Genomic DNA, 26711 nt, shown 5'->3' on the forward strand with positions numbered 1-26711 from the left:
CTAGACCGGGCCGCCGACGAGGCCGATCAGGCTTTCCTGCACCCGGCCCAGCCAGAAGAGGATGCCGGCCGACAGGGTCAGCGCCATCACGATCAGGCCCAGCATGATCTGCGCCGGCATGGCGACGAAGAAGATCTGCATCTGCGGCATCAGGCGGTTCAGCAGCCCGAGGCCGAGATAGAAGATCATGCCGATGACCAGGAAGGGCGCTGAGAGTCGGATGCCGATGGAGAAGCTGTCGGCGGCGAGCCTGGTCATCATGTTCGCCATGTCGTCGAGCGGCGGCAGGGCGCCCGGCGGGAAGACGGAATAGCTGTCCGCGATCGCCAGCAGCATCAGATGATGCATGTCGGTGGCGAAGAGGACCGTCAGGCCGGTGACGGTCAGGAAGGCGCCGATCAGCGTGCCCTGTGTGGTCATCGCCGGATTGAAGACGAAGGCGTTGGCGAGGCTGGCCTGGAACGAGATGACGGTGCCCGCCACCTCCAGCGCCGCCAGCAGGAAGCGCGCGATGAGGCCGAGGAAGAGGCCGATGATGGCCTCTCCCGCCACCATGATGGCGAGAACCAGCGGGTCGTCGGGCGGCGGCGGCAGCGCCGACATCAGCCCCGGCAGCAGCAGGGCGGAGAAGAGGAGCGCCAGCACGAGGCGGATGCGCGGCGTCACATAGGCGTCGCCGATGCCGGGCAGCACCATCAGGGCCGCGCCGATGCGGATGAAGACGAAGAGGAAGGCGAAAATGTCGCCGGTCAAGAGCTCCGCGAGCATGGGCGGCCGGCCGCCCTAGCCGCCGGCGACGATGGTGTCCATGAGCCCGCGCGTGAACCCGACCAGCGTGGACAGCATGAACGGCATCAGGAAGATCAGCGAGACGAAGATGATCAGGATCTTCGGCACGAAGGTCAGCGTCATCTCCTGGATCTGCGTCAGCGCCTGGACCAGCGAGATGACGAGCCCGACCGCCAGCGCGATCAGCATGATCGGCGCGCCGATCTGGAGCATGACCATGATGGCGTCGCGCGCCGTGGAAATGGTGTCGGAGGAGGAATACATCGATCCGTCCCGTTCGGCTTTTAGTGTTCCGATGCCGATGGATGGTTGCCATCCGTCGGCTGAATCGGAATACCGACTTATTGAATCTAGTGCGATTCAGCTTTCAACGCTTGGGACCCCAGTGTCGAAACCATCGCACTGGAAGCCGTCAGATGGGCATCCGGATGATCTCCTGGTACGCCTCGATCACCTTGTCCCGGATGCCGACCACCGCCTGGAGCGACAGCTCCGCATTGTTTACGGCCATGACAACCTCGGTCACATCGGCCTTGCCGGTCAAGGCGTCGGCCGAGACCTGCTCGCTCGCCTTGGCGGTGTCGACGGCGTCCGTCACCATGTCGCGGACGAGGTCCGCGAAGCTTTCGCCCGGCGTGGCGCGTGCCTCCATCCCCGGCGCCAGCCCGCGGGTCGCGGCGTTGGAATAGGCGTTAACGGCGTCGGTGATGCGGGCGACCATGGGTCTCTCCGAACTCTATATCGCTCAAAAAGGAAGCGGCGGGGCGTCGGGCCGTCAGGTCCGCAGCATGTCGATCGTCTTCATCACCATCTGCTTGGCGATGTCGACGACGCTCAGATTGGCCTCGTAGCTGCGCTGGGCCTCGCGCATGTCCATCATCTCGACCAGCGAGTTGACGTTGGGATAGAGGACATAGCCCTCCGCGTCCGCGCTGGGGTGCCCCGGCTCGTACTTGCGGGTGAAGGCGCTGTCGTCGGCGGTCACGTCGGCGACCTGGACCAGATGGGCGCCGGTGGCGCGGTCCAGAACCGATTCGAAGCTCACCACCTGACGGCGGTAGGGCATGTCGTTGGGCGTTTCGCCGGTGGAGTTGGCGTTCGCCAGGTTCTCCGCCACGATGCGCAGCCGCGTGCCCTGGGCGCGCATGGCCGAGGCGGAGATGTCGAGCGACTTCATCAAATCCATGAACGGAGTCTCCTAACCTGCTCTTCTAACGACCGAACCGGCCGAGCGCCGTGCGGATCATGCCGGCGTGCTTCTTGTAGAGGTTGATCGCGAGCTGATGGTTCATCGCGTTCTCCGTCACCTCCATCAACTGCTGCTCGATGCTGACATTGTTGCCCGAGGGCTTGACCTCGTACGGATCGTCGATGTCGGTCGAGCGCGCGACGGGGCCCGAGCCGCCGGCCGAGACGGTGATGTGCGCGGGATCGGTCGCGCGGGGCGCCAGCCGGGCGCCGGCGCGGTCCATATAGGCGTCGAAGGGCGCGATGTCGCGGGCCTGGTAGCCCGGCGTGTCGGAGTTGGCGATATTCTCCGCCAGCACCTCATGGCGCTGCGTGAGCCAGTCCATGCGCCGGGAAATCATCCGGAACAGGCCGAGATTGTTGAGATCCATGGGCTCTCGCGAGGCAGTCGCTCTGGGTCGCTCGGGCGGCGACAAGGGTCGGATGGTCAGGGGATGTTCGCAGCCGCTTGTTAACAAACTCTAAAAGTGTTTCACTTTCCATTAATCAAAACAGCGCTTTTCCCAAGCGCAGCGCGAGGCAGGACAGCCGTGCTTTACCTTACCCGCAAGATCGGCGAGTCCATCGTCATCAACGACGACATCAAGATCACCGTCGTCGAAATCCGCGGCAAATCGATCAAGCTGGGCTTCACCTTTCCGCCGGACGTATCGGTCCTGCGGGAGGAGCTCTACGAACGCATCCAGGCGGAGAACCGGGCGGCGGCGCAAAGCGACGGCGACCTGCTGGACAGCCTTGCCGGCGCCAGAGCCGATATCCCGCGGCCGGATGACGACGACGCGTCCAAGGGATAGCGTTAACCAACTTAAACATTCCTTAAGCATGATCGCGCGAGAGTGCGGGCCGGATAAGGGCCCCTCACCCTCCCGCCCCTTCGGGTCGGGTCCCTCCCTCTCCCCTGAGGGGCGAGGGTAAAAAGGTAGCCCTCTCCCCGCTGGGGAGAGGGTTGGGTGAGGGGCGGTTGGTTCAAGGTGGGGGATTCCGTGACGGGGAAAAGGACCGGGCGGCCGTTGGCGGTGGCGCTGGGGTACGATCAGCATCCCGACCATGCGCCGAAGGTGATGGCCTCGGGGCGCGGCGCGGTGGCGGAGCAGATCCTGGCCGAAGCCTTTGCCGCCGGCGTCAAGGTGCGCGAGGATGCGGACCTGGCGGAGGTGCTGACCGCCGTGGAGGTCGGGGACGACATTCCGGTCGACGCGTTCGCCGCCGTGGCCGAGGTGCTGGTCCATGTCTACCGGCTGAACGGCCGGACGCCGTCATTCGAGGACGATCCAACCATGGCGGAACCATACATGTCCGGGGACAGAGGATGAGCGCAGGGGAAGCGAAGACGGCCGAGGCGGCCCGGTCGGACCTGGAAGGCATCGGCCGCGCGCTGGCGGTCGCCCGGACGAGCGTGGCGTCGGGCCAGGCGGTCGATCTGGCGGGGCTGGAGACCCGGGTGGACCGGGTCTGCGGCGTTATCCGCGCCCTGCCCGCCGCCGAGCGCAAGCCTTTCGAGCCGGCGCTGCTGTCCCTGATCGACGAGTTGAACGGGCTGACCGAGGCGCTGTCGGCCGAGCAGGCGAAGATACACGCCGAGCTTGACGGGTCCAGCACCCACCGCGCCGCGACGAGCGCCTACCGCAAAAGCCAGCGCTGATCCCATCCATGGATTTCGCAGATTATCTCCGCTTCCTGGGGGCGCTGGTGTTCGTGCTGGCGCTGATTGCGCTGGTCGCCTGGGCCTTGCGCCGTTACGGGCTTGGCGGTGGGCTGGCGGGCGTGGCGCGCGGCCGGACGAAGAGGCTGGCGGTGGTGGAGAGCCTGCCGCTGGACCCGCGCCGCCGGCTTGTGCTGGTGCGCCGCGACGGGGTGGAGCACCTGCTGGTGCTGGGCGCGTCGGGCGAGACGGTGGTCGAACGGAGCATTGCCGCCGACCGCGCAAATCTTTCGGAGAATGCGGGAGACGTCCCGGAATGATCCGCCGTCTCCCTGCCCTGCTGGGCCTCGCCGCGCCGCTGTTGCTGGCGGCGATGCCGGCCGCGGCCCAGAGCCTGAACCTCGACCTTGGCGGCGAGGACGGGTCCACGACCTCCCTCATCATCCAGCTCGTCGCGCTGATCACGGTCCTGTCGCTGGCGCCGTCGATCCTGGTGATGGTGACCTCCTTCACCCGGATCGTCGTGGTGCTGTCCTTCCTCAGGTCGGCGCTGGGCATTCAGCAGACGCCGCCCAACGCGGTGCTGATCAGCCTCGCGCTATTCCTCACCTTCTTCATCATGACGCCGGTCTTCGAGACTGCCTACCAGGACGGCATCCAGCCGCTGATCAACAACGAGATCGACGAGGCCCAGGCCTTCGAACGGACGGTAGCGCCCTTCCGGACCTTCATGCTGGGCCATGTGCGGGAACAGGATCTGGCACTGTTCCTGGAGATGTCCGGCGAGGATGTGGAGGTCTTCGCGCCTGAGGACACGCCGATCCAGGCGCTGATCCCGGCCTTCATGATCAGCGAGTTGCGCCGGGCGTTCGAGATCGGGTTCCTGCTGTTCCTGCCCTTCCTGATCATCGACATGGTGGTGGCGTCGATCCTGATGTCGATGGGCATGATGATGCTGCCGCCGATCATGATCTCCCTGCCTTTCAAGCTGATCTTCTTCGTGCTGGTCGACGGCTGGTACCTGGTCGCCGGCAGCCTGGTGCGGAGCTACGGGACGTTCTGACGATGGTTGAGAACCCCGATAGTGCCGGGAGAGTGACGCTGAGCATTCCGCCGCCGGTCCGGGCGGAGGATCACGTCGTCGGCGTGCCGGACCTCACCCTGTTCAGGACCGCCCAGATCATAGGCCTCGCCATCATAGCTCTCCTGGGCGTGGTTCTGGTCTGGGGAAGCGGCATGATCGTCGAAGATGCTCCGCTTCCGGCCCTGCTCCTGAAGGCCGCCGTGGCGGCGATCGCGATCGGCGGGATTTTCCTGGCAAGCCGCCAGCGGTTCGACGCCTTCTGCGAGGTCAACGGCGACTATCTCGAATATGGCGCCGGCGACAATCGAAAGCGGATCTACTGGCGCGACGTCGTTCGGGACAAGACACAGCTTTTCGATGTCGAGCTGGAGAGTTCCCTCGGTCAGTACACGCGCTATCGGTGGGTTCTAAGCGTTCGCGCGAAGGACGGAACGGTCGAGCGGCACAGGGTACCGCTGGAACTGATCCCGGGGCGGAGCCGCTGTTCACGATTCAGGAACGCGTTCGAGTTGAGGCGCGCCGTCCTGCTGCGGCTGGCGACGATCCCCGGGCAGCGGCTGCGGTTCTACCCCCTGGCGTTCGCCCAGGCCGGCATAGATTTCCGGACATGGCGGCCGGCCCGGAGCCAGCCTGAATGGAAGGTCTGGCTGGCGGTGGCCCTTCTTCTGGCCATGTGCGGAGGCGTTATCTTCGCGGCGATCGAATATGGCTGGGGTCCAGGCTGGATAGCCGTCGCGCTGGTCGCCACCTTCGCCGGCTGGCTGGCCGCGATGCTCATGGCGTTCGGAGCCGCCGCCGACGACGGCGTGCGGGTCGTGCAGTTCCGCTGAGCAGGCGAGACGCGGGCGATCGTGCCGGCGCGGACATAACAGCCATCTGACAATACCGATCGATGAGGAGCCGCCCGGCCCGTCAGCTCCGGGCTTCGCCTTGACGTGTCCGATTTCAGCATGCACGATTGTATGCAATTTTACATGCGAGGTCGCGGATCAAAAACCCGGACGAGCCGCAGGAGCGACCATGAAGTGCAGACGCTTCGACGGGAAAATCAACGAACCACTGAACAGGAGGCGGAGATGAAACGAACCCTATTCGGCATGTTTGCTGTTATTTGCGCGATGGCCCTCGGGCCGACGCCGACGATCGCGCAGGATATCCCGGACACGGTGACGATCGGCACGGAGGGCGCCTATCCGCCCTTCAACTTCATCGACGAGCAGGGCGAGGTCGCGGGCTTCGAGATCGATCTCGCGAACGCCATGTGCGCCCATCTGGAAATCGAGTGCGAGTTCGTCGTGCAGGATTGGGACGGCATCATTCCGGGGCTTCTGGCGCAGAAGTACGACGCGATCATCGCGTCGCTGTACATCACGGACGAGCGCCGGGAGCAGATCGCCTTCTCAGACAAGTACTACAAGGTTCCCGCCCGCTTCGTCGTGCCGGCTGACAGCGATATCGAGATCAGCGCCGAGGGGATGGAAGGCATGGTGGTGGGCACCCAGCGCGCCACCAGCTTCGACCGGTTCATGCGTGACCAGTTCCCGGAGGTCGACCTTCGCGTCTACGCGACGATGGATGAGGCCTATCTCGACCTCGCCTCCGGGCGTGTAGATGCGGTGCTGGGCGATGTGGTCGCCATTTCGGAGGGCTTCCTGAAGACGCCCGACGGCGAAGGCTTTGAATTCCGGGGGCCGGAGTTCACGGGATCCGAATGGTTCGGATACGGCGCCGGCGTCGGCGTGCGCAAGGAGGATGCGGGGCTCGCCGACGCATTCTCCGAGGCGATCGCGGCTCTCCGGGCGGACGGAACCTATCAGGAGATCGCAGACCGCTGGTTCGGATTCGACGTCTACGGCGAATGACCTCATGAGGACCGGGCGGGAGGGGGTGCAAAACCTTCTCCCGTCCGGCGGAGAGAGCAATGCCGAATCTCGGAGGCTATGGCTGGATGCTGCTCGACGGCGTCCAGATGACCGTAATCGTCTCGATCGCATCGATGGTCGGAGCCGTCGTCCTGGGCCTGATGGCGGCGATGGGGCGTCTGGGGCCATGGCGACCGCTGCGTTTCCTCGTTGAGGCTTACACGACGATCGTGCGCGGCATCCCCGAACTGGTGATGCTGCTGCTTGTCTATTACGGCCTGCCGACGCTCATCCAGGATCTGGCGGCGAACCTCGGCTATGAGCTCATCCTCGCCATCAACCCCTTCCTGGCCGGTATCGGCACGATCACGCTGATCTATGGCGCCTTCGCCTGCGAGGTCTTCCGGTCCGCCTATCTCGCCGTGCCCAAGGGACAGCGGGAAGCCGCGCTTTCGCTGGGCCTGCACCCATGGGCCGGCTTTCGGCTGGTGGTGCTGCCGCAGATGATGCGCTACGCGCTGCCGGGCCTTGGCAATGTCTGGATGGTCCTGGTCAAGGCGACCGCGCTGATATCGGTGATCCAGCTTCCCGAACTGATGCGCAACGCCGACATCGCGGCGCGCGCGACCCGAATGCCGTTCACCTTCTTCGTCATGGCCTGCCTTGCCTATCTGGCGATCACCCTCACATCGATGTGGCTCCAGCACCGGGCGGAACGTTGGGCAAGCCGTGGCGTGGCGGGAGGACGGCTCTGATGATCGAGTTCATCGTCGAACACCTGCCCCAATTCCTGGACGGGGCGCTGATCACCATACAGTACGCAGCGATAAGCTGCGTGGCCGGCTTCCTTCTGGCGATCCCGCTGGCCCTCATGCGCCTGTCGTCGAACAGGGCGATCTTCTGGCCCGGAACGGCCTATGTGCTGTTCTTCCGGGGCACCCCGCTGCTTGCCCAGATATTCCTGATCTATTATGGAAGCGGCCAGTTCCGGCCGGCCCTGGAGGCTGTCGGGCTCTGGTCGTTCTTCCGCGAGCCGTCGTTCTGCGCGCTGCTGTCATTGACGTTGAACACGACCGCCTATACCGCGGAAATCCTGCGCGGCGCTATCCAGGGCATCCCACGCGGCGAAATCGACGCGGCGCTGGCGACGGGGATGTCCCGCCTCCAGCGGCTGGTCCATGTCATTCTGCCGCGCGCGATGGGCCTCTCCTGGCCTGCCTATACAAACGAGGTCGTCTACCAGATCCAGGCGACCTCCCTCGTTTCGATCATCACGATTTTGGACATCACGGGCGTGGCCCGCGTGATCGCCTCGCGCAACTTCACCTTCTACGAAGCCTTCGTCACGGCCGCCCTTCTCTACCTCATGATCGTCTATGCCTTCATCTTCGCCGCCCGCCGCATCGAGGCCCGTCTGCACGCGCATCTGGGCCCGAGCGTGCAGCAGGCAGGCGCCATCCGGGAGACACTCCGATGACCATCACCGAAGACGCTGAAAGCGCGCCGCGCCGCGCCGCGCCGGTCAAGCGAGGCTCCCTTCGCAAGCGCGCCTACGACCAGTTGAAGCAGATGATCCTGTCGGGCGCTCTCAGCCCAGGCGAGCGGCTATCGGAAATAAGGCTTTCCACGGCGCTGGGGGTAAGCCGGACGCCGCTGCGCGAAGCGCTCATGAGCCTCGAAACCGAAGGGCTGGTGATCGGCAAGCCGAACAGCGGGTATATCGTCGTCCAACTGGATATCGAAACGGTGCGCGAGCTTCTGGTCGCCCGCGAGGGGCTTGATGGCTACGCGGCGGAACTGGCCGCCAGGACGGCGACCAATGCCGATCTCGACCGCCTGCGTGGCGTGATGGAGCAGATCGAGGATCTGGGCCGGACGCGGACCCGCGCGCCGGAGCATATCGCGCGGGAACTCGAGCTTGGCCTGAAGGTGCATGAGGTCATCGTAGCGGCGACCGGCAACCGCATCCTCTGCGAGATGACGACGCGGATATATGAACAATTACGCACGGCGCTCTGGCTCGAGGTCCTCTGGATCGATCTGTGGGATGAGGCCGTCGCCGAACATCGCGCGATCGTCGAGGCGGTCATCGCGCGCGACGGCCCTCAGGCAAGCGAGGCCGCTCGCCGGCATGTCCGGGGCTCGATCGAGAACATCTCGCGAATTCAGAACATACAACTTCATCGGCGGCGGGCGGGCGGTCTGCTCCCACTCGCCGGCGTCTGAGCGCCAGGATCGGAGAACAGAGTTGCGTGATTTCGAACTTCCCGGACGCTCGACCGTTCATGCCGCGAACGGGATGGCGGCGACGTCCCATCCCCTGGCCACCGGCGTCGCGGTCGACATCCTGAAGGCCGGCGGAAACGCGATCGACGCCGCGATCGCCGCTTCGGCAACGCTGGCCGCGGTAGAGCCGCAATCGACCGGAATCGGCGGCGACTGTTTCGCGCTTCTCTGCCTGGCCGGCGCCGACCGCGTCCTGGCATTCAACGGATCCGGCCGTTCGCCCCGGGCGGCGACGCTCGATTTCTTCATTGAGCAGGGGATCACCGCGATCGCCCTGGATTCGGCCCACGCAGCGACTCTGCCGGGAGCCGTCGACGCCTGGATCGCGCTCCATCGCGATCATGGCCGGATGGAGTTCGCCCGGCTGATGGAGCCGGCGATACGCTACGCGCGCGACGGCTACCCCGTACATGCCAGGGTCCGTTTCGACTGGCTGAACGCGGCGGACCTGCTGCGCGGCAACGAGGAGGCCCGGAGGGTGTTCCTGCCGGGGGACAAGACGCCGGAAGAAGGCGACATGCACCGGCAGCCCAAGCTCGCCGAAACGCTGGCGGTCATCGCGCGGGAAGGGCGAAAGGGCTTCTATGAAGGACCGATCGCGGAAGCCATGGCGCGAACGTTGCGGGCGCATGGCGGCCTGCACGATGTCGAGGACTTCGCCGCCGTGCAAGGCGACTATGTCGAGCCGGTCAGCACGGCCTATCGCGGGTATGAAATCCACCAGGTGCCGCCGAACAACCAGGGGCTGACGGCGCTGATCATGCTGAACATCCTGGAAGGCTTCGACCTGGCCGCGCTGGAGCCGATGTCCAGCGACCGCACGCATCTGGAGATCGAGGCCGGACGGCTGGCGTTCGCCGCCCGGAATGCGACCCTGTCCGAACAGGTCGCGATGGGGGTTCGTGCGGAGGACCTGCTATCGAAGGAATGGGCCGGAAGGCTGAGGTCGAAAATCGTCCCGGACCGGGCGATGACCGGCATCCCCGATCTGGGACTGGGAAAGTCGGACACGGTCTATGTTTCCGTCGTCGACCGCGACCTGAACGCCGTGAGTTTCATCAACTCGATCTATCATTCTTTCGGCTGCGGCATCCTTTGCCCCGAAACCGGCGTGATGTTCCAGAACAGGGGCGCTTCGTTCCGCATCGACCCGGACCACCCGAACCGGATCGGGCCGTCCAAGCGACCGCTCCACACCATCATGCCCGGCATGGCGACGCGGAACGGCCGCGCGCTGATGCCTTACGGCGTGATGGGCGGCGACTACCAGCCCTTCGGCCACGCCCGGTTCCTCACGGGGATCATCGACTATGGCCAGGATGTCCAGCAGGCGCTCGACGCGCCGCGGGTGTTCGCGACCGGCGACATGGTCGAAATCGAGAAGTCCTTTCCGGGGCCGACGATCGCCGGCCTGATCGCGCGCGGCCATGCCCTGCGGTTGGCGCCGGATCCCCTGGGCGGCGGACAGGCGGTCATGATCGACCATGAACGGGGCATCCTGTCGGGCGGGTCGGACCCCCGGAAGGATGGCTGCGCGCTTGGCTTCTAGGCGGTTGAAATGAACGATCTGGGATATCTTCGGAATGGATGATCGGAACGCCGCCGATCCGCATCGGGACGGGCCGACCGGCGCGGCGCTCCGCACGATCGGGCTTCACAAGAGCTTCGGTGCGCTGCATGTGCTCAAGGGAATCGATTTCACCGCCCGGAAGGGGGAAGTGATCTCCATCATCGGCGGAAGCGGTTCGGGAAAGAGCACGTTCCTCCGCTGCCTGAACCTTCTGGAGCTTCCCAGCCGCGGCGCCATCGAGATCGGCGGCGATCCCTTGCCCTTGGACTATCGCGGCGGCCATCCCCGCGTGCGTGGGCAGAAGCGGGTCGAGCAGGCCAGGGCGAGGATCGGGATGGTGTTCCAGAGCTTCAATCTCTGGCCCCACATGACGGTGATGAAGAATCTCGTCATCGGCCCGGTGACGGTGAAGGGCGTTTCGAAAGGCGAGGCGCGGGAAAGGGCAGAAGGCTATCTGGACAAGGTTGGTCTTCCCGACAAGCGCGATGCCTATCCCGCCCACCTCTCCGGCGGGCAGCAGCAGCGGGTGGCGATCGCGCGCGCCCTGTGCATGGAGCCGGAGATCCTGCTGTTCGACGAGCCGACCTCCGCGCTTGACCCGGAACTGGTCGGCGAGGTCCTCAGGGTCATTCGGACGCTGGCCGAAGAGGGGCGGACAATGGTCGTGGTGACGCATGAAATGGCATTCGCCCGGGACGTTTCGGCACGCATCCTGTTTTTCGACCAGGGGCTTGTCGCCGAGCAGGGAACGCCGGGAGAGATATTCCAGACGCCGCGGTCCGAGACGCTTCGCCGGTTCATCGGGGCGTGAGCCGCCGTCGGGGGTGAGGAGGTCGACCGGCCCCCAGGGGAACCATCGCCGGGCAAGGCCATTCCGGGGGCAGTCGCACCACAACCGGAAGTTCCCGATCATGACCAAGGTCCTGGCCCTCAACTGTTCGCTGAAATCGTCCGACACCCCCTCCTCCACCAACCTGCTGCTGGCGCAGGCGCTGGGGAAGTTCGAGGAGCAGGGGTTCGAGGGGGAGATTGTCCGGGTCGCCGACCACAACATCCTGCCGGGCGTCACCTCCGACGAGGGCGAGGGCGACGACTGGCCGGCGCTGCGGTCGCGCATCCTGGAGGCGCGCATCCTGCTGCTGGGCACGCCGATCTGGCTGGGCCAGCCTTCCTCCATCTGCAAGCGGGTGCTGGAGCGGATGGACGCCTTCCTCAGCGAAACAGACGACAAGGGGCGCATGGTTTCCTACGGGCGCGTCGCGGCGGTCGCGGTGGTGGGCAACGAGGATGGAGCGCATCACGTGTCGGCGGAACTTTACCAGGCGCTGAGCGACGTTGGCTTCACCATCCCGGCCAATGCGGTGACCTATTGGGTCGGCGAGGCGATGGGCGGCACCGACTTCAAGGACCTGCCGGAAGTCCCCGACAAGGTGGAATCGGCGACCGCCATGATGGTCCGCAATGCGAGCCATCTTGCGCGCCTGCTCTCAAGCCATGAATATCCCGGATCGTCCTGACCTGATCCGGGGATAAAGGGGTGGATTTCGTGGAACTTGTATCGCGGACGGTGTTCGGGCTGGCCAGCATCGCCCTGATGCTCCTTGCCGGCGGGCTGATGGTCTTCGCCGGAAGCCAGGTGCTGCATGCCTTCCGGGTGCCCGAAATGAGCGTGGGGTCGACCCTGCTGGACGCGGTGGGCTACACGATCATCGCCATCGCCGTCTTCGACGTCGCCAAATACCTGCTGGAGGAAGAGGCGGTCCGTGGCCGCGAGATGCGGCGCACCGGCGAGGCGCGGCGGAGCATGACCAAGTTCATCTCCACAATCGCCATCGCGGTGTTCCTGGAGGCGCTGGTTTCCGTCTTCCAGGCCAGCAAGGAAGACATGAGGATGATGCTCTACCCCACGCTGCTGCTGTTCGGCGGCGTGGCGCTGGTGGTCGGGCTCGGCGTCTATCAGCGGCTGAGCGCCGGCGCGGAGCGGGAGATGGGCGGCCCGCAGGAGGAAGCCAGGGCCGAGGAGCAGGAGAAGAAGGAGAACGATGAGGAGAGCCCCATGAAGAAGAGACCTTCGCGGCGCGCGAAATCCGCCTGAGCCGGCGCCTGAGCCGGCCTCAACCTTCCTTGAAGGCGCGCCGGAAGCTGTCGAGGAACGGGTCGGCCAGATAGTCGAAGGGCGTCCTTTCGCCGGTGACCACGGCCACCTCCGCCGGCATGCCGGGGACGAGTTCGACGCCGTCGAGCGCGGCCAGATCGTCCTCATCCACCGAAATCCGCGCGAGGTAATAGGTCCGTCCCGTCGCCTCGTCGATCAGGGCGTCGGCGGAGACGGTTCGGACGGTCCCGGACAGGCGCGGCAGGTTACGCTGGGCGTAGGACGAGAGAATCACACGCGCCTCCAGACCCGGATGGACGGCATCGATGTCCGTCGGCGCGATCCGCGCTTCGACCAGCAATTCCTCGTCCGCCGGGACGATGTCCAGGATCGGCTCTCCCGCCCCGACGACCCCGCCCAGCGTGGTGAAGCGGAGATCGACCACCTCCCCGTCCAGCGGGGCGGTGATGGTCGTGCGGGTCAGCACGTCGCGGGCGGCGCGCAGCCGGTCACGCACGGCCGACAGTTCCGCCCGGATGCCGGCCAGCTCCGCCGTCGCTTCCTCCCGCGCCTGGCGGTCGAGATTGAGAATCTCCGCCTCCGTCTGGGCGATCGCCTGGCGGGCGCGGGCGATGCCGGCCCGGTTCTCCGCGCGGGCGGCCATGATGTCGGCTTCCGTGCGCTGAAGGGCCAGCAGGCGCGGCCGCCGCTCCAGCCCCTGGTCCAGCAGGGTGCGGACGGCCGCGATCTCCTCAGCGATCAGGTCGAGCTGGAGGGTCCGGGCGTCGATCTGCACCTCCAGCCCCGCGATTTCGGCGCGGTATTGGGCGATCCGGCGCTCCATCACCTCGACCAGCCCGGCACGGGAGGCGCGGCGGGCGGCGAAGCGGTCGCGTTCCGCGGCCAGGATGTCGGCGGCCGCCCCATCCTCCGACAGCCATGCGGGGAAGGAGATCGCGGGATCGCCCGCCTCCTCCGCCGCCAGCCGGGCCCGCGCCGCCGCCAGCGCTCGCCGGCGGCCGATCAGCAGGTCGACCGAGGCGTCGGCCGAAACATCCTCCAGCACCATCAGCACGTCGCCCGCCTGGACATGCGATCCTTCAGCGACGCGGATATCCGCGATGATGCCGCCTTCCAGATGCTGGACCGTGCGGCGGCTGCCGTCCGGGCTGACGGTTCCGGGCGCGAGCGCGGCGCTGGCGAGGGTCGCGGTCACGGACCAGATCCCGAACCCACCGAAGAAGAGCGCGATCACCGCCGCCGCGACCAGCAGCGGCCGGCGAAGCTGCACCAGAAGGGGCGGCGGCGCGGGGACGTGTTCGATCATCGCCATGGGACCATCCTCACCCGACCGACGCCACGCGAACCGGGCCGCGCGGCGCGAGCTCAGCCAGAACAGCGGCGCGGTCGCCATGGAGATCGATTCTGCCGTCGCTAAGGACGAGGATGCGGTCCGCCTGTTCCAGCGCCGCCGGGCGATGGGCGACGGTGACGATGGTCGTCCCCTCCTGCTTGAGTTGGGCGAGGCAGGCGCGCAGGGCCGCCTCTCCCTCCGCATCCAGGTTCGACGACGCCTCGTCCAGCACCAGCAGGGCCGGCCGGCGGTAGATGGCGCGGGCGAGCGCGATGCGCTGCCGCTGGCCGCCGGAGAGGAACGCGCCGCCGGGGCCGATCTCCGTCTCATAGGCGTCGGGCAGGCCGAGGATCATCCCGTGCACGCCGGCCAGCTGGGCGGCCTCCACGACCAGGTCGGGGTCGGGAACGTCCAGTCGCGCGATGTTGTCCCTGACCGTGCCCCGGAACAGCTCGACCTCCTGCGGCAGATAACCGACATGGCGTGCGCGGCCGGCCTCGCCCCAATGGTGCAGCTCCGCCCCGTCCAGCCGGACATGCCCCCGACCGGGGACCAGCGATCCCGCCAGCAGGCGGCAGAGGGTCGATTTGCCCGACGCCGAGGGGCCGATGACGCCCAGGCACTCTCCCGGCGAAAGGGAAAATCCGATATCGTGGAGGACCGGCCGATCCGCGCCCGGCGGGGCATAACCCACTCCCTCCACCGTCACATGTCCCTTGGCGGGCGGCAGGCGCATCGGCTGCGCCGGCGGCGGCGCGGCGGCGAGCAGGTCGCGCATCCGGCCATAAGCGACGCGGGCAGCGGTCGCGCTGCGCCAAGAGCCGATCGCCTGTTCGACGGGGGCGAGCGCCCTGCCGAGGAGGATCGACCCGGCGATCATCCCACCGGGCGTCAGTTCGTTCCGCAGCACCAGGAACGCGCCGAGGCCCAGCACGAGGATCTGGACCGCCAGACGGACGAACCGCGCGGCGGCCAGCACCAGCCCGGCGCGGCCGGCGGCCAAGGCCTGAAGGTTCAGGCTGTCCTCATTGAACGTGGCCCAGCGCCGCAGCACCGCCGGCAGCATCCCCATGGCGCGGACGGTATCGGCGTTGCGCAGCGCGGAATCGGCCTGGTCCTGCGCGGAGATGGCGGATTGCCCGGCACGACGCGACGGCGCGCGGGCGATCCTGTCGTTCGCCCAGCCGAGCGCGAAGAGGAGGAGCGCCGCGAGCAGCGCCGTCAGCCCCAGCCAGGGATGCAGCAGCGCCATCACCGCGACGAAGAGCGGCGCCCAGGGCGCGTCGAGCAGCGGGTGAATGGACGGGCCGCCGATGAAGGACCGCACCGTCGCCAGATCGCGCAAGCCCTGCCCGTCCCGCGCGCCGACGGCGGCCGACGCGCGGACGATCTCCGACCCCAGCTTCCGGTCTAGCCAGAGGCCAGTCCCGACGAGCGCCCGGCCGCGCAGATGATCGAGCGCGGCCAGCACCGCAAGGGCGAAGATCGCGACCGCGGTCAGGTAGAGCAGCGTTTCGACACGGCCGCTCGCCAGCACGCGGTCGAAGACCTGCATCATGTAGAGCGGCGAGACGAGCATCAGCAGATTGACGAACAGACTGACGCCGCCGACCGCGATCAGGGCATGGCGAATCTGGGCGGCGGCGTCGGCGAGAGGCGGCCGTCCGGTCATGCCAGCAGGATGTCCTCCGGCGTCAGCGCCCAGTCCGCGCCGCCGACGAGCGTGACCGACGCATCGCCGACGCTGACCAGCAGATCCTCGCCGGACGCCGCGAGCGAAAGGCCGGACCGGTCCGGCGCATCGAGGGCCAGACGATCCTCGGCGGGATCGAAGTCCTCGATCCGATCCTGGCCGCTGCCTGAGCGGAAGATGAAGGTCTCCGCGCCGGAGCCGGCGAGGATCGTGTCGTTCCCTTCGCCGCCATCGATCTCATGATCGTCGCCGTTCGCAAGCACGATCCGGTCGTCGCCCGCCCCGGCATCGATCGTGAATTCGGTGTAGCGGCCGCTGCCGCGCACATCGATCAGGTCGTCGCCTTCGCCGCTGTCGATCAGGAAGCTGTTGCCGTAGCGGTTCGACCAGTCGTCGCCGTTGCTTCTGGCGACGATGGAGATCTCGTCGTCGCCATCGCCGGTGGAGATCGTTCCCCGCTTGGCGTCGGTGATGGAGATGGTGGAATTCCCGCCATCGCCCAGCGCCACATCCGCCTGCACGAAATTGTCGATCGAGACATCGGCCTCGTCGGAATCCGTCACGGTCGCGGTGCTGAGGCTGTTCCAGGCGCTGACGAGGTCGATATCGACCGCGCCGTCGGCCGCCACCGCGACCTCCACCGTCGCCGCGCGCCCGAGATCGTCCTGGTCGAGCGTCATCCGCCGGCCCGGATCGGCCAATGTCGAGAACGCCTCCGTCCCGCCATGGGCGAGGGAGAGGGAGGCCGGGTCGGTCTCGGCCTCCGCCGGCGGGGCCTTGGACCAGGCGCGGATATAGTCGATCAGGAATTCCGCCGGGAATTCCGTGTCCTCACCCGGCGATCCCGGCCAGTCTCCGCCGACGGCCAGGTTCGCCAGGATGTACATCGGTTCGTGGATGAAGTTCTCCACCTGCCGGGTCTGGAGGCCGTCGACGAACCAGGTGATCGTCTCTTCCGTCCATTCCAGCCCGTAGGTATGGAAGCCGTCGGAGGTGTCGACCCCGGTATGGGAGTCGATCGGGATGTTCGCGCCATGGACGCCCTGCCAGATGCGGCCGGGCTCATGGCCCAGCACCTCGAAGATATCGATCTCGGGCGGCCACTCGCCGGAAGTCGGCAACAGCCAGAAGGCGGGCCACAGCCCCTGCCCTTCCGGCAGCTGGGCCCGCATCTCGAAATAGCCGTAGGTCTGGGCGAAGACCGCTTCGCTGGTGATCAGCCCGGAGGTGTAGTTCTGGCCGTCGATCTGGTCCTGGATGGCGGGGTCGGTGGGGCGCGCCTCGATCGACAGGACGCCGTCCTCGACGCTGAACGGGTCGATGCCGAGCAAATCTCCCGAAGGGCCGGCATAGTCCTCATCGACGTAGAATTGCTCCTCGCCGTTCCGGTCGAGCCAGCGGCCGCCGAAATAGAACTCCGTCTTCCACGTTCCCCCGCCGCCATCCAGCCGATCGAAACTGTCGAATTCGTCGGCGAAGACCATCGCATAGCCGGAGAGGTCGAGGTCGAGCAGGAGGTGGGAGGCATCGGGCGTGACCCCGACCTCATCCCGCAACGCGGCCACGGATTCGTCGCCGTCGCCGAAGCGCAGCGTCTCCACCCCCGTCACGGCGTGCGCGACCTCGATCCCCGACCCGTCGCGGGAGCGGATATAGAGCGTCGTCTCGTCGGCCGCGAAATCATAGTCGGCGAGCGTGCCCTCCAGGGTCAGGACATCCTGCCCCGCCCCGCCGTCGACCATGTCGCGACCGCCGGCCGTGGAGATGAAATCGTCGCCCTGCCCGCCATCCACATGGTCGTTCCCGTCATTCATCAGGATGATGCGGTCGTTTCCCGTCCCGGCGTCGACATGTCCCCGGGTGAAGGTCTGGTAGCCGCGCAGCGTCATCTCATCGTCGCCGCCGCCGGTCAGCAAACTGAACAGGTTGGAGGACCCGCCGCCATTGCTGAAGGCCGCCACGTCGATCCAGTCGTCGCCCTCACCCGTCTGGACCGCGCCACGCTTGACGCCGAAGACGGAGACCGTGGAATCGCCGTCGCCGCCGAGCGTCACTGCGGCCTGGACGAAATTGTTGACGGTCACCTTGCCGGCGTCGCCGTCGGTCACCTCGATGGTGCGAACGCTGGCCCATGAGGACAGGAGCCGGGCTTCCCACCCGCCCCATTCCATCGGGCTGAAGCGCACCTTCGCACTGCCGGATACGCCATCGATCTGAAGGTCATCGCCGGTCAGCGTCAGACCCTCGCCGATGGAATTGGCGGTTGTCTGATGGCTATCGCCGTCCTCCTCCTGGCTGAGAACGAACCGAGGATCGAAGACGCCGTCGGCCGCCGGCGCGGAAACGCGATTCATAACCTGCAAGATCAACCCTCTCTTGAGAAGATAGCGTTTTATCTATTTGATTTATTCTGGAACAGATTGGTTAACGATTCTTAACGATGCAACTATTTTTATAGAATGAGTTTTCTCTAAAGTTTAAATACTAAACAGATATTCAAAATGACTCATCTTTACTTTATGCTGGATTGCACGCAGAGGAAGGAACCGGACCGCAACCCTGAGCGTTTGGCTGGCCCGCCCAACTCGCGCGCCGCGCGTCGCCACGGGAAATGAGATCTTTTGAGAACTTTCCTTCTGGTAGCGCTGGTCGCCGTCACCCTCGTCTCATGGCTGCCCTTCCTGGGGCTGGTGGTCGCCAATGTCGCGTCATCCAGCCTTGGATGCCGTGTCGACGAGGTCGCGCCGCATCCCTGCATGGTCCGGGGGCTGGATTTCGGTCCGTTCCTCCATGTCGCCATGATGACCGGATGGCTGATCCTGGTCGTCTGGCCGGGCATGCTGGCGACGGCGGCGATCTGGCTGGGCCTGGCGGCATGGGCGGCGATACGGGCCTTCCGCCGCCGCGCATCGAGTTCCCGACAATCAAGAAAGGGTGGAATGGGAGATGGCTGATCAACCCACGGACACGAAGCGGGACATCGTCAAACCGCTGCTCGCCCTTGCCATGGGCCTGCTGCCCTTCGCGCTGTTCGGCGGATCGACCAGCCGGGTCGAGGTGAACGGCGAGGTGGTGTCGGAATCCAGCCTGAACCTTCTGGGGCTGGGGCTGGCGGTCGCCGGGATAATCTTCGCCTGGCGGTCCCTCGCCGCCACCGGAGGAAACCGCGCGCTGCGGTCGACGCTGGCGGGAATCACCATGGCGGTCTGCGTGATCCAGCTTCCGCTGTCGGCGGGGCTGGTGAGCCTCGACGGCATCCGGACGGCCGTCACGGGAAAGCCGCCGCTGCCGCCGGTTTCCTATGAGGGGCTGAACGAGGAGACGGAGCAGATGGCCCGGAACATTGTCGCCGACAACGACCGGGCGTATGTCGAAAACGACATCGTCAACCGCTACGCTTCCATGCTGGGCGACCTCAACGAACATGTCGCCTATGCCGATTTCTGCCATGGCGGCCAATACCGCGTGGACGTCGCCGAGAGAAGGGCGCTGCCCGATATCGTGACGCCGGAGATGGTGGCGACGATCGAGGAGCGAATGGCCTTCGTCGCGCTTTCCGAAACGCCCGAATGCAGCGAGAGCAACACGCAGCGCTACATGGCCGAGAAGGTCGGGCGCGTCCGCCACAGCCGCGACGTGCTGGCCATCGAGGTGGCGGCCTACAGCGAACGGTTCGGAGACGGTTGAATCCGGCCCCGTCCCGCGCCATTTGGGAGAACCCGGATTTTCTTCCTTCATATCGATGGCGGCCGTCATGCGCAGCGAAACCCTGCTCGACCTCAACCAGTGGATCGCCTCGGCCAGCCTGGAGGGCATGACGGAGGGAGCGTTGCTGCAAGGCCTGGCGGAGCGGCTGACGGCGGCCGGCCTGCCGCTCTGGCGCGTGTCGGCGGCGTCGGACACGCTGCACCCGGTTCTGGGCGGCCGCGGCTTCACCTGGCACAGCGCCAAGGAGAGCGTGCATGAGGGGTCTTATGTACGGTCCGACCTGAAGGCGTCGGAAGAGGTCTGGCTGCGCAGCCCGTTCCATTATCTTCTGGAACGGAACGAGAAGCGGCTCCGCCGGCGGTGCGGGGAACGGCGAAACGAACCGGCGGATTTCCCGATCCTGGAGGAACTGTCGGCGCAGGGCTGCACCGACTATGTCGCCTACGCCACGCAGCTGGGCCAGAACGCCGTGATCGGGGAGATGGACTGCATCTATTCCTCCTGGGCGACCGACCGGGCCGACGGCTTCACCGATGACGACATCGCGATGCTGGACCGGCTCATCCCGGTGCTGGCCGCGTCCCTCAGGAGCATCTCGCTGGGCCGAATCCTGGAGACGCTGGTCGACACCTATCTGGGCCGCGACGCCGGACAGCGGGTGCTGCGCGGATCCATCGGACGGGGCGTGGCGGAGAAGATCAAGGCGGTGCTGTGGTTCAGCGATTTGCGCGGCTTCACCGGGATCGTCGATTCCGTCGAGCCCGAACTGGTCATCCCGCTGCTGAACGATTATGCCGAGGCCATCGTGACATCCATCCACGATCATGGCGGCCAGGTCCTGAAATTCATCGGCGACGGCGTGTTCGCCTTCTTCCCGGTGGATGGCGATATCCCGGCGGCCTGCCGCCGATCGCTGGACGCGGCCAAGGCGATGCGGGAGCGGGTGGACGCGTTGAATCTCCGTCGCACGGCCGAGGGGCAGCCGGTCAGCGACGCCTATCTGGCCCTGCATGTCGGCGCCGTTTTCTACGGCAATGTCGGCGGCGTCGACCGGCTGGATTTCACCGTCGTCGGCCCGGCGGTGAACGAGGCCAGCCGGATCAGCGCCATGTGCCGGTCGCTGGAGCAGAACGTCATCCTGTCCTCCTCCTTCGCCAAATTGGCCGGCGAGAGCCGGGACCAGTTGGTCTCGCTGGGCCGCTACGCCCTTCGCGGGGTGGCGCGCCCGCAGGAGCTGTTCACGATCGATCCGGAACGGGGCTGAAAGGCGTCGGTCGTTTCGGTAATTTACTAAATTTGAATTTATTTGCTCCGGCGGATGTGTCAGACTTTCAGGGTCGGATCCAGGATGGATGCCGGCGGGCCCAGCCTTGGACTCCGGGACAGGGTGGCTCGAAGAGACCGCCGAGAGGCCGCCATGACAGACCCTTCGCCGTCGCCCGCGAATTCCCTCGCCGATCTGGCCGGCCGATGGGAGCGGCTGCGGCCGGAAGGTGGCCTTCCCACCCGCGCCGATTTCCCGACGGAGGCTCTGAGGCCCTGGCTGGGCAACCTGATGGTGCTGGAGGTTGTCGACGGCGAGGCCGAAGAGCCGGACTTCATCTACCGGCTGCACGGCACCCATCTGACGACGTTGTGGGGCCGCGACCTGACCGGCCTGCGCGTCACCGACCTGCCGGAGGAGGAGGCGGCGCCGCTTCTGCGGGAATACCGGGAAGCCTTCCATTCACGCGCGCCACTGCACATCCCCGGCCGCCAGATGGTCCGCAAGGATTATCTGCGGGTGGAGAAGCTGATCCTGCCCCTGACCGTGAAGGGGATCGAGGTGGAGCAGCTTCTGGTCGGGATGAACGCCGTGGGCGGTTATGCCATCCAGATCGACGCAACCGCCTTCGCCATGCGGCTGCGGGGGTAAGAAGTACGTCATGCTGGACTTGATCCGGCATCCATGGGACGGCGATGGAAGCAGGGGCGGCGTCCGCTCTTCGCCGTCGGTGAAGCGGCGGGGGCGCATGGATTCCGGATCAAGTCAGGAATGACCAACAAAAACAAGGGCATTTCAGACGCCGATCCGGAATGACCAATAAGAAGAACGTCATGCTGGACTTGATCCAGCATCCATGGGACGGCGATGGAAGCAGGGGCGGCGTCCGCTCTTCGCCGTCGGTGAAGCGGTGGGGGCCTATGGATTCCGGATCAAGTCCGGAATGACCAACAATTACAATATATTAGTCACCAAGCGGCGCCAGCGGGACAATCAGGCGACTTCGGCGATCCGGCGGACCCGGGCGGCCGGGAAGCGCACCGTCACTGTCGTCCCTTCGCCGAGCGTGCTGCTGATTTCCAGCCGTCCGTCATGCAAATCGACCAGCCCGCGGCTGATCGACAGGCCGAGCCCGGTGCCGGCATGGGCCCTGGCGGCGAAGCTGTCGACCTGGCCGAAGGGTTGCTGGATGCGCTCTATGTCGTCCTCCGCGATGCCGATGCCCTGATCGACCACCCGCACGACCAGCCCCTCATCATCGTCGCCGACCTCCACGATGGCGACCTCGACAATGACCCGGTCGCCGGGGTCGCTGAACTTCACGGCGTTGGACAGGAGATTGAGCAGCACCTGCTGAATCATCCGCCGGTCGCCGCGGAAGCCGAGCGAGCGGGGCGGGCGGACCGTGACGAGATCGACGCCCGCGTCGCGCGCGCGGTCGGCCATCAGCGTTTCGGCGAAAGACACCGCCTCCCAGAGCGGGAAGATCTCCTCCACCGGCCGGGTCTTCCGGGCCTCCAGCTTCGCCATGTCGAGAATGTCGGAGATGATCGACAGCAGATGGGTGGCGCTGCCGTGGATGTCGCGCGCATAGTCGGCGTAGCGCGGGCTGGGGCCGAACATCTCGCTCGCGATGATCTCCGAGAAGCCGATCACCGCGTTGAGCGGCGTCCGAAGCTCATGGCTCATATTGGCGAGGAATTCGGTCTTGGCGCGGTTGGCGGCCTCCGCCGTCTCCTTCGCCTCCCTGAGCAGCGCCAGGGCGGCCACGCGGTCCCGCGCCTCCAGCGCCAGGGACAGGAGGTCGCCCGCCGCGGCGGCGAAGGTCTGTTCGTCCCACGTCCATTCCCGCACGGCGCCGACATTTTCGATGCACATCACGCCGGCGACGCCGGAAGCCACCCTGATCGGGATGTCGAGCAACGAGGCGATGCCGAGGGGCTTGAGATAAGGTTCGGCCAGTTCCGACGTCCGGTCGTCGTTGACGGCGTCGGACGCGTCCAGCCACCGACCCATCTCAAGGCTGGTGAAATAGCGCGGATAGTCGACCGCGTGGATCGTCATGCCGGTTCCGGGACGGGAAGGGTCCCGGTCGTGGACATAGATCGCCTCCATGGCGATCCGGCTGTCGTCGAAGAGCCAGACCCCGACACGGGCGATGCCCAGGACGGCTGCGATCTTGACCGCGACCTCCCGGCAGGTGTCCTGGAACCGGCCTTCGGAGAGCGATCGCTGGCGGGTCAAATCCACCAGCGCCTCGCTCAACCGCCGCTGGACCCAGGGATCGCCCTCATCGTCGTGCCGGCCGCCGGTCAGGCTGACCGGCGTGGGCGGGCGGACCAGCAGGCCGCAGGCCAGGTGCGCCAGATCGACCAGCGCCGTGCGCTGATCGTCGGTGAGGCCGGCCCTGGGTTTGGTGTCGATCACGCACAGCGCGCCGATCGGGTAGCCGGCCGGATCGCGCAAGGGGACGGCGGCGTAGAAGCGGATGCCGGGAGCGTCGGTGACCATCGGATTGCGGCGGAACCGGGAGTCCGCGGCGGCGTCCGGCAGCACCATCACATCCGGCTTCAGGATGGCGTGGGCGCAGAAGGACTGGCGGCGGCTGAGGCGGGTGGCGGGCCAGCCATGGGCGGCCACGATCCGCTGCTCCTCGCGGTCGATCAGCGAGATCTGGGCGATGGGAACGTCCAGAAGCCGGGCCGCCATGGCGGCGATGCGATTGAGCGGCCCGTCCCGCCCCGCCGCGGAGAGGTCGCAGCGGTGAACGGCGCGGCAGCGCGCTTCCTCATCGCTAGGGATGGCCGCAACGATCACGGTCTGGAACCCACTTCCCCGGCTGGTGAACACCTCCAATAGAGGCAGCGAAAGCTTAAGCCAAAACTAATAGCCGGTGGGAAGGTTCCTGAAAGGGGCCCGGCGCGGCCGTCTATTCCGGCGGCGGAGCGGTGGAGCCGTCGCCCTCCAGGAAGAAGAGGTTGCGAAGGAAACCCGGCGCCAGGACGGCCAGCGGATTGACCGTAACCGTCGGCTGGGCCAGCGGCCCCTCCACCCCATAGGTGAAGGCGAAGACGCCCTGCCCTTCGCCGCCGGTCAGGATATCTCCCAGGATCGGTATCGCGCCGATCAACTGGTTGACGCCGTAAAGCGGCACGATGGTGCCTTCGACATCGACGGTGTCGGTATTGAGATCGACATTGCCGGCCAGCGTCAGCCCCATCGCCCCGCCCGAGGTACGTACATCCGACAGGCTGAGCAAGCCGTTCGCCAGCCGGTACTGGCCGACCAGCCGGTCGAAGACGATGCCGTCCGTGGTCAGGAGGTTGCCGAGGCCAGGCAGCGACAGGGCGGAGAGAAGCTGAGCCAGCCCCGGCGCCCGCACCACCCGGAAATCCTCCATCAGCACGTCGCCGGCGAAGGCCTCTACCTCCCCGGTCGCATCCATCCCGGTGGCGCGCCCGACGATCCGGAGCCGCCCGCCGAACACCGTTTCGGCCAGTCCGAAGGTGCGCAGCGCGGCCCCGGCATCCTCCGCCTCCACGTTGAGTCGCAGGCCGCCGCCATCGTCGCCGTAGAAGACGCGCAGCGCGCCGCCGGTGTCGGTGGCGGCGGCGAGGTCGATCAGATCCCACCCGTCCCCTCCGTCAGGCGACCGCACCAGCGCGCCGGTCGCCTGATAGAGCGAGCGGCCTTCCGCGACGATCACCTCCCCCACCGCGAGGGTTATCTGGAGGGGCGGGCCGTCCTCCGTTTCTTCCTCCACTTCCTCCTCCGGCGCGGGCGCGTCGCTCAGCATGCCGTCGAAGAACGGGCTGACATCGATCGCGGGTCCGCGAATCTCCACCGCATAGCCGCCATCGGCCTGCGCCATCGCCCGCGCGGAGAAGCGATTCAGGCCATAGACGACCTCCCCCAGCACCACCTCCTGCAGTTCCCGCTCCGGCCCGAACGTCGCCTCCCCCCGCACCGTCAGCCCGGCGGCGTCGAGGGCGAAGGCAGGCAGACGGTCCAGCGCGCCTTCATGCAGCGCCAGCGTGACCGACGCCGATCCCGGCGCGTCGGCCGGCTTCGACCAGTCGAAGGCGTCGATCCCGAAGCCGACGCCGGCCAGATCGGCCTCCGCCGACAGGGTGGCGGTGACGCGGTCGACATCGGTATAGACGGCGTCGACCGGCATCGCGCCCTGGAAGCCATCGGGCTCGGGAATGCCCAGCGCCGCCAGCCCTGCCGAATCCAGCGTCGCCTGCACGTCGACGCGGGTCAGGAAGTCGCCGCCGCCGAAATTCTCCCGCCAGTCGAAGGCGATAGGGACGCCGTTCAGCAGCCCCTCCCCGTCGATATCCATGCCCTGCCCGTCCAGCGTCAGCCGTCCGTCGACGCTTTCGGCGTCAAGCCCGACGGCGATTCCCGGCACGCGCACGTCGCGGAGGTTGGCGGCGGCGGCGACCGCCACCTGCTCCATCAACAGGTCCTTCTCCAACGGGAAGGCGAGGCGCAGGCGGGCCGACATGACGCCGCCGGCGGTGGCGGGATCGATGCCCAGCTTCGAGGCGTAGCCCAGCCGGGGACTGTCCAGCACCCGCAGCACGGTGGCCACCGGGCCGCCGGCCACGACCTCTATGTCTATGGTCTCGTCGCTGCCCTCCAGCCCCAATATCTCGATATCGCCGGAAACCACGGACAGATCGTCCAGACGCCCCTGCCAGGCGTCGATATGGAAGGCGTGCGGGTCGAAGATGGCGCGCCCGGCGACATCGACCACCGGCGGCATGCCGTCCAGATAGTCGACCGTCACCCCGTCGAAGGCGATCGCGCCGTAGAGGCTTTCGATCGCCGGCTGCGTGAGTTCGTCCTGATCGGCGACGGCATGGACCGACAATGTCGCCTGCCGGACGATCCCTCGAGACAAATGCTTCACCACCCAGTCGCGCGCGCCTCTCTCCAGTTCGGGCGGCCAATAGGTCGCCAGCAGGTCGGTCGGCAGGTCGCGCAGATCGGCTTCGGCGAAAAGATGGACGACGCCCGCACGATCGACGACGGTCATCGCGCCTTCGATCCGGGGGCCGCCCAGATCGACCGCGAATTGGTCGACGGCCAGCGTGCCGCCGCGCAGATCGATCCATCCCTCCATGGACAAGCCGGCGAAGCCCAGCGGCTGGGGGAAGAAATCCTCCATCCGCAACTGGCCCGCCCCGGCCTGGAGGGCGAACCGGGTGCCCGTCGGAGCGAGCCGGGAATCGAGCCCGACCGTGACCGTCCCCTGGACCGGCGTCGCCAGCGCGGCGAGCGGCGCCAGCACGGGGTCGAGGTCGGCCAGGTCCGCCGGCACGAGATCGTGGACCAGCAGCCGGACCTGGCTGGACCCGTCGGAGAAATCATGGGTGGCGTCGACGCCGAAGGCCGCGATCCTGTCGTCGACGATCACCTCCACAATGCCGACGCCGCGAAGGCCGCCGGGCACCCGCTCAAGCTCCAGATCGGCGCGGGGCGCGGTCCATTCCACGTCCAGCATGCGGTCGTCGAGCACGATCGTCGCATCCTCCACCCGCACGCGGCGCAGGCCCGCCAGCGGATGGTCCTCATATCCCGGATCGCCGCGCAGGGCGGCGATCACGTCCGCCACCACCTCCCGCGCGCCGGAACCCGAGGCGTCGTCCAGATCGTCGAGGCCGAGGCGGAAGCTGCCATCCTCCGCCCGTTCGGCCCGCAATGTCGGTTCCACCACCGTCAGCGAGCGGAGGACGACCTGCCGCCGCAGGAGGCTGTGTGCGCTGACCGCGACCGAAATCTCCGGCACCCGCGCGATCGGCTGGCCGTCATCGCCGTAGAGCGTCACGTCCGAGGCGACCAGCCGCACGGGCGATTCCACCCCGTCCCAGCGCAGGCTGGTGCCGCCGACCGTCACCTCGACCGCGCCGTCATCCAGGAAATCCTCCAGGTAGGGCGTCAGGAAATCGACCTCCACCGGGCCTTGGGACAGGCGCCAGGCCAGGATGACCGCCAGGATGACGAATCCGGCCATGAGCACGCCGGCGATTTCCAGCGTGAAGCGGGCGACGCCGCGGATCATCGCGCCTTGACCCGCCGCCGCGGGTGCCGGAGGGTTTCCCCGACCG

At 66.8% G+C, this 26711-nt stretch carries 28 protein-coding genes; 18 read left to right on the top strand and 10 right to left on the bottom strand.

Annotation, left to right across the window (positions count from 1 at the left end):
* The 5 genes from fliR to flgB form a co-directional block, all read right to left on the bottom strand.
* Nucleotides 1–768, bottom strand: coding sequence for a flagellar biosynthetic protein FliR (gene fliR / locus AAFN89_RS11285; protein ID WP_347539110.1), 768 nt, complete (start codon nucleotides 766–768; stop codon nucleotides 1–3).
* Nucleotides 769–783: 15 nt separating this feature from the next.
* A complete protein-coding gene (gene fliQ, locus AAFN89_RS11290) occupies nucleotides 784–1053 on the bottom strand; it encodes a flagellar biosynthesis protein FliQ (RefSeq protein WP_347539112.1) in 270 nt (89 codons plus the stop codon).
* A 148-nt stretch (nucleotides 1054–1201) separates the two neighbouring features.
* The gene (fliE, locus tag AAFN89_RS11295; protein WP_347539114.1) at nucleotides 1202–1510 is read right to left on the bottom strand and encodes a flagellar hook-basal body complex protein FliE; all 309 of its coding nucleotides are present in this window, start codon (nucleotides 1508–1510) and stop codon (nucleotides 1202–1204) included.
* A 54-nt stretch (nucleotides 1511–1564) separates the two neighbouring features.
* The gene (flgC, locus tag AAFN89_RS11300; protein ID WP_347539116.1) at nucleotides 1565–1975 is read right to left on the bottom strand and encodes a flagellar basal body rod protein FlgC; all 411 of its coding nucleotides are present in this window, start codon (nucleotides 1973–1975) and stop codon (nucleotides 1565–1567) included.
* Nucleotides 1976–2000: 25 nt separating this feature from the next.
* Nucleotides 2001–2408: a flagellar basal body rod protein FlgB gene (gene flgB / locus AAFN89_RS11305; RefSeq protein ID WP_347539119.1), complete on the bottom strand. Its 408-nt coding sequence runs from the start codon at nucleotides 2406–2408 to the stop codon at nucleotides 2001–2003.
* Between the two features lie 159 nt (nucleotides 2409–2567).
* On the opposite strand from flgB, the gene csrA reads away from it, so the two are divergent.
* From csrA to AAFN89_RS11375, 14 genes are all read left to right on the top strand, one after another.
* A complete protein-coding gene (csrA, locus tag AAFN89_RS11310) occupies nucleotides 2568–2831 on the top strand; it encodes a carbon storage regulator CsrA (RefSeq protein WP_347539121.1) in 264 nt (87 codons plus the stop codon).
* Nucleotides 2832–3020: 189 nt separating this feature from the next.
* The gene (locus AAFN89_RS11315) at nucleotides 3021–3350 is read left to right on the top strand and encodes an EscU/YscU/HrcU family type III secretion system export apparatus switch protein (protein WP_347539123.1); all 330 of its coding nucleotides are present in this window, start codon (nucleotides 3021–3023) and stop codon (nucleotides 3348–3350) included.
* A complete protein-coding gene (locus AAFN89_RS11320; protein WP_347539125.1) occupies nucleotides 3347–3679 on the top strand; it encodes a hypothetical protein in 333 nt (110 codons plus the stop codon). Before AAFN89_RS11315 ends, AAFN89_RS11320 begins: the two co-directional genes overlap by 4 nt.
* A gap of 8 nt (nucleotides 3680–3687) precedes the next feature.
* Nucleotides 3688–3999 carry a flagellar biosynthetic protein FliO gene (locus AAFN89_RS11325; RefSeq protein ID WP_347539127.1) on the top strand — a complete coding sequence of 104 codons (312 nt, stop codon included), beginning with the start codon at nucleotides 3688–3690 and terminating at the stop codon, nucleotides 3997–3999.
* Nucleotides 3996–4742: a flagellar type III secretion system pore protein FliP gene (gene fliP / locus AAFN89_RS11330; protein WP_347539129.1), complete on the top strand. Its 747-nt coding sequence runs from the start codon at nucleotides 3996–3998 to the stop codon at nucleotides 4740–4742. Before AAFN89_RS11325 ends, fliP begins: the two co-directional genes overlap by 4 nt.
* A 2-nt stretch (nucleotides 4743–4744) precedes the next feature.
* Entirely contained in the window at nucleotides 4745–5593 is an 849-nt protein-coding gene (locus AAFN89_RS11335; protein ID WP_347539131.1) for a hypothetical protein, read from the top strand.
* Between the two features lie 246 nt (nucleotides 5594–5839).
* Nucleotides 5840–6625: a lysine/arginine/ornithine ABC transporter substrate-binding protein gene (locus AAFN89_RS11340; RefSeq protein ID WP_347539133.1), complete on the top strand. Its 786-nt coding sequence runs from the start codon at nucleotides 5840–5842 to the stop codon at nucleotides 6623–6625.
* A gap of 59 nt (nucleotides 6626–6684) precedes the next feature.
* The gene (locus AAFN89_RS11345) at nucleotides 6685–7380 is read left to right on the top strand and encodes an ABC transporter permease subunit (RefSeq protein ID WP_347539135.1); all 696 of its coding nucleotides are present in this window, start codon (nucleotides 6685–6687) and stop codon (nucleotides 7378–7380) included.
* Nucleotides 7380–8102, top strand: coding sequence for an ABC transporter permease (locus AAFN89_RS11350; RefSeq protein ID WP_347539137.1), 723 nt, complete (start codon nucleotides 7380–7382; stop codon nucleotides 8100–8102). The genes AAFN89_RS11345 and AAFN89_RS11350 overlap by 1 nt, the downstream gene beginning before the upstream one ends.
* Nucleotides 8099–8851, top strand: coding sequence for a GntR family transcriptional regulator (locus AAFN89_RS11355; protein ID WP_347539139.1), 753 nt, complete (start codon nucleotides 8099–8101; stop codon nucleotides 8849–8851). The genes AAFN89_RS11350 and AAFN89_RS11355 overlap by 4 nt, the downstream gene beginning before the upstream one ends.
* 22 nt (nucleotides 8852–8873) lie before the next feature.
* Nucleotides 8874–10460: a gamma-glutamyltransferase gene (ggt, locus tag AAFN89_RS11360; protein WP_347539141.1), complete on the top strand. Its 1587-nt coding sequence runs from the start codon at nucleotides 8874–8876 to the stop codon at nucleotides 10458–10460.
* A 34-nt stretch (nucleotides 10461–10494) separates the two neighbouring features.
* The gene (locus tag AAFN89_RS11365) at nucleotides 10495–11292 is read left to right on the top strand and encodes an amino acid ABC transporter ATP-binding protein (RefSeq protein WP_347539143.1); all 798 of its coding nucleotides are present in this window, start codon (nucleotides 10495–10497) and stop codon (nucleotides 11290–11292) included.
* Nucleotides 11293–11392: 100 nt separating this feature from the next.
* On the top strand, nucleotides 11393–11998 hold the full coding sequence (locus tag AAFN89_RS11370; protein ID WP_347539146.1) for a flavodoxin family protein: 606 nt from the start codon (nucleotides 11393–11395) through the stop codon (nucleotides 11996–11998).
* A 20-nt stretch (nucleotides 11999–12018) separates the two neighbouring features.
* Nucleotides 12019–12576 (top strand): hypothetical protein, encoded by a 558-nt coding sequence (locus tag AAFN89_RS11375; RefSeq protein WP_347539147.1) that lies wholly within the window; start codon nucleotides 12019–12021, stop codon nucleotides 12574–12576.
* A gap of 19 nt (nucleotides 12577–12595) precedes the next feature.
* On the opposite strand, the gene AAFN89_RS11380 is transcribed toward AAFN89_RS11375, so the two are convergent.
* The 3 genes from AAFN89_RS11380 to AAFN89_RS11390 are packed head-to-tail and all read right to left on the bottom strand — an operon-like array spanning nucleotide 12596 to nucleotide 17977.
* Nucleotides 12596–13909 carry an HlyD family type I secretion periplasmic adaptor subunit gene (locus tag AAFN89_RS11380; RefSeq protein WP_347539149.1) on the bottom strand — a complete coding sequence of 438 codons (1314 nt, stop codon included), beginning with the start codon at nucleotides 13907–13909 and terminating at the stop codon, nucleotides 12596–12598.
* Nucleotides 13910–13919: 10 nt separating this feature from the next.
* Nucleotides 13920–15602: a type I secretion system permease/ATPase gene (locus tag AAFN89_RS11385; RefSeq protein ID WP_347539151.1), complete on the bottom strand. Its 1683-nt coding sequence runs from the start codon at nucleotides 15600–15602 to the stop codon at nucleotides 13920–13922.
* Nucleotides 15599–17977 (bottom strand): family 16 glycosylhydrolase, encoded by a 2379-nt coding sequence (locus tag AAFN89_RS11390; RefSeq protein WP_347539302.1) that lies wholly within the window; start codon nucleotides 17975–17977, stop codon nucleotides 15599–15601. Before AAFN89_RS11390 ends, AAFN89_RS11385 begins: the two co-directional genes overlap by 4 nt.
* Before the next feature lie 267 nt (nucleotides 17978–18244).
* Here AAFN89_RS11390 and AAFN89_RS11395 point away from each other — a divergent pair, with 267 nt between their 5' ends.
* The 4 genes from AAFN89_RS11395 to AAFN89_RS11410 all read left to right on the top strand — a co-directional run bounded on the left by AAFN89_RS11395 (nucleotide 18245) and on the right by AAFN89_RS11410 (nucleotide 21246).
* Complete coding sequence (locus AAFN89_RS11395; RefSeq protein ID WP_347539153.1) at nucleotides 18245–18577, top strand: hypothetical protein; 333 nt, start codon at nucleotides 18245–18247, stop codon at nucleotides 18575–18577.
* Nucleotides 18570–19310: a hypothetical protein gene (locus AAFN89_RS11400; protein ID WP_347539156.1), complete on the top strand. Its 741-nt coding sequence runs from the start codon at nucleotides 18570–18572 to the stop codon at nucleotides 19308–19310. The genes AAFN89_RS11395 and AAFN89_RS11400 overlap by 8 nt, the downstream gene beginning before the upstream one ends.
* A gap of 67 nt (nucleotides 19311–19377) precedes the next feature.
* Nucleotides 19378–20595 carry an adenylate/guanylate cyclase domain-containing protein gene (locus AAFN89_RS11405; RefSeq protein WP_347539158.1) on the top strand — a complete coding sequence of 406 codons (1218 nt, stop codon included), beginning with the start codon at nucleotides 19378–19380 and terminating at the stop codon, nucleotides 20593–20595.
* A gap of 153 nt (nucleotides 20596–20748) precedes the next feature.
* Nucleotides 20749–21246 (top strand): PAS domain-containing protein, encoded by a 498-nt coding sequence (locus AAFN89_RS11410; RefSeq protein ID WP_347539160.1) that lies wholly within the window; start codon nucleotides 20749–20751, stop codon nucleotides 21244–21246.
* Between the two features lie 342 nt (nucleotides 21247–21588).
* Here the strand turns inward: AAFN89_RS11410 and AAFN89_RS11415 are convergent, their stop codons facing one another.
* Both AAFN89_RS11415 and AAFN89_RS11420 read right to left on the bottom strand, forming a co-directional pair.
* Nucleotides 21589–23412: an ATP-binding protein gene (locus AAFN89_RS11415; RefSeq protein WP_347539162.1), complete on the bottom strand. Its 1824-nt coding sequence runs from the start codon at nucleotides 23410–23412 to the stop codon at nucleotides 21589–21591.
* Nucleotides 23413–23524: 112 nt separating this feature from the next.
* Entirely contained in the window at nucleotides 23525–26665 is a 3141-nt protein-coding gene (locus AAFN89_RS11420; RefSeq protein WP_347539164.1) for an AsmA-like C-terminal region-containing protein, read from the bottom strand.
* Nucleotides 26666–26711: the final 46 nt, after the last annotated feature.

Origin of the sequence: Inquilinus sp. CAU 1745 (assembly GCF_039839375.1) — a bacterium.
Classification (GTDB): domain Bacteria; phylum Pseudomonadota; class Alphaproteobacteria; order DSM-16000; family Inquilinaceae; genus JBDOQU01.

Coding starts and splice junctions, on each gene's coding strand:
- fliR (WP_347539110.1), bottom strand. CDS start 768: ATGCTCGCGGAGCTCTTGACCGGCGACATTTTCGCCTTCCTCTTCGTC.
- fliQ (WP_347539112.1), bottom strand. CDS start 1,053: ATGTATTCCTCCTCCGACACCATTTCCACGGCGCGCGACGCCATCATG.
- fliE (WP_347539114.1), bottom strand. CDS start 1,510: ATGGTCGCCCGCATCACCGACGCCGTTAACGCCTATTCCAACGCCGCG.
- flgC (WP_347539116.1), bottom strand. CDS start 1,975: ATGGATTTGATGAAGTCGCTCGACATCTCCGCCTCGGCCATGCGCGCC.
- flgB (WP_347539119.1), bottom strand. CDS start 2,408: ATGGATCTCAACAATCTCGGCCTGTTCCGGATGATTTCCCGGCGCATG.
- AAFN89_RS11320 (WP_347539125.1), top strand. CDS start 3,347: ATGAGCGCAGGGGAAGCGAAGACGGCCGAGGCGGCCCGGTCGGACCTG.
- AAFN89_RS11325 (WP_347539127.1), top strand. CDS start 3,688: ATGGATTTCGCAGATTATCTCCGCTTCCTGGGGGCGCTGGTGTTCGTG.
- fliP (WP_347539129.1), top strand. CDS start 3,996: ATGATCCGCCGTCTCCCTGCCCTGCTGGGCCTCGCCGCGCCGCTGTTG.
- AAFN89_RS11335 (WP_347539131.1), top strand. CDS start 4,745: ATGGTTGAGAACCCCGATAGTGCCGGGAGAGTGACGCTGAGCATTCCG.
- AAFN89_RS11340 (WP_347539133.1), top strand. CDS start 5,840: ATGAAACGAACCCTATTCGGCATGTTTGCTGTTATTTGCGCGATGGCC.
- AAFN89_RS11345 (WP_347539135.1), top strand. CDS start 6,685: ATGCCGAATCTCGGAGGCTATGGCTGGATGCTGCTCGACGGCGTCCAG.
- AAFN89_RS11350 (WP_347539137.1), top strand. CDS start 7,380: ATGATCGAGTTCATCGTCGAACACCTGCCCCAATTCCTGGACGGGGCG.
- AAFN89_RS11355 (WP_347539139.1), top strand. CDS start 8,099: ATGACCATCACCGAAGACGCTGAAAGCGCGCCGCGCCGCGCCGCGCCG.
- AAFN89_RS11365 (WP_347539143.1), top strand. CDS start 10,495: ATGGATGATCGGAACGCCGCCGATCCGCATCGGGACGGGCCGACCGGC.
- AAFN89_RS11370 (WP_347539146.1), top strand. CDS start 11,393: ATGACCAAGGTCCTGGCCCTCAACTGTTCGCTGAAATCGTCCGACACC.
- AAFN89_RS11380 (WP_347539149.1), bottom strand. CDS start 13,909: ATGGCGATGATCGAACACGTCCCCGCGCCGCCGCCCCTTCTGGTGCAG.
- AAFN89_RS11385 (WP_347539151.1), bottom strand. CDS start 15,602: ATGACCGGACGGCCGCCTCTCGCCGACGCCGCCGCCCAGATTCGCCAT.
- AAFN89_RS11390 (WP_347539302.1), bottom strand. CDS start 17,977: ATGAATCGCGTTTCCGCGCCGGCGGCCGACGGCGTCTTCGATCCTCGG.
- AAFN89_RS11400 (WP_347539156.1), top strand. CDS start 18,570: ATGGCTGATCAACCCACGGACACGAAGCGGGACATCGTCAAACCGCTG.
- AAFN89_RS11405 (WP_347539158.1), top strand. CDS start 19,378: ATGCGCAGCGAAACCCTGCTCGACCTCAACCAGTGGATCGCCTCGGCC.
- AAFN89_RS11410 (WP_347539160.1), top strand. CDS start 20,749: ATGACAGACCCTTCGCCGTCGCCCGCGAATTCCCTCGCCGATCTGGCC.
- AAFN89_RS11420 (WP_347539164.1), bottom strand. CDS start 26,665: ATGATCCGCGGCGTCGCCCGCTTCACGCTGGAAATCGCCGGCGTGCTC.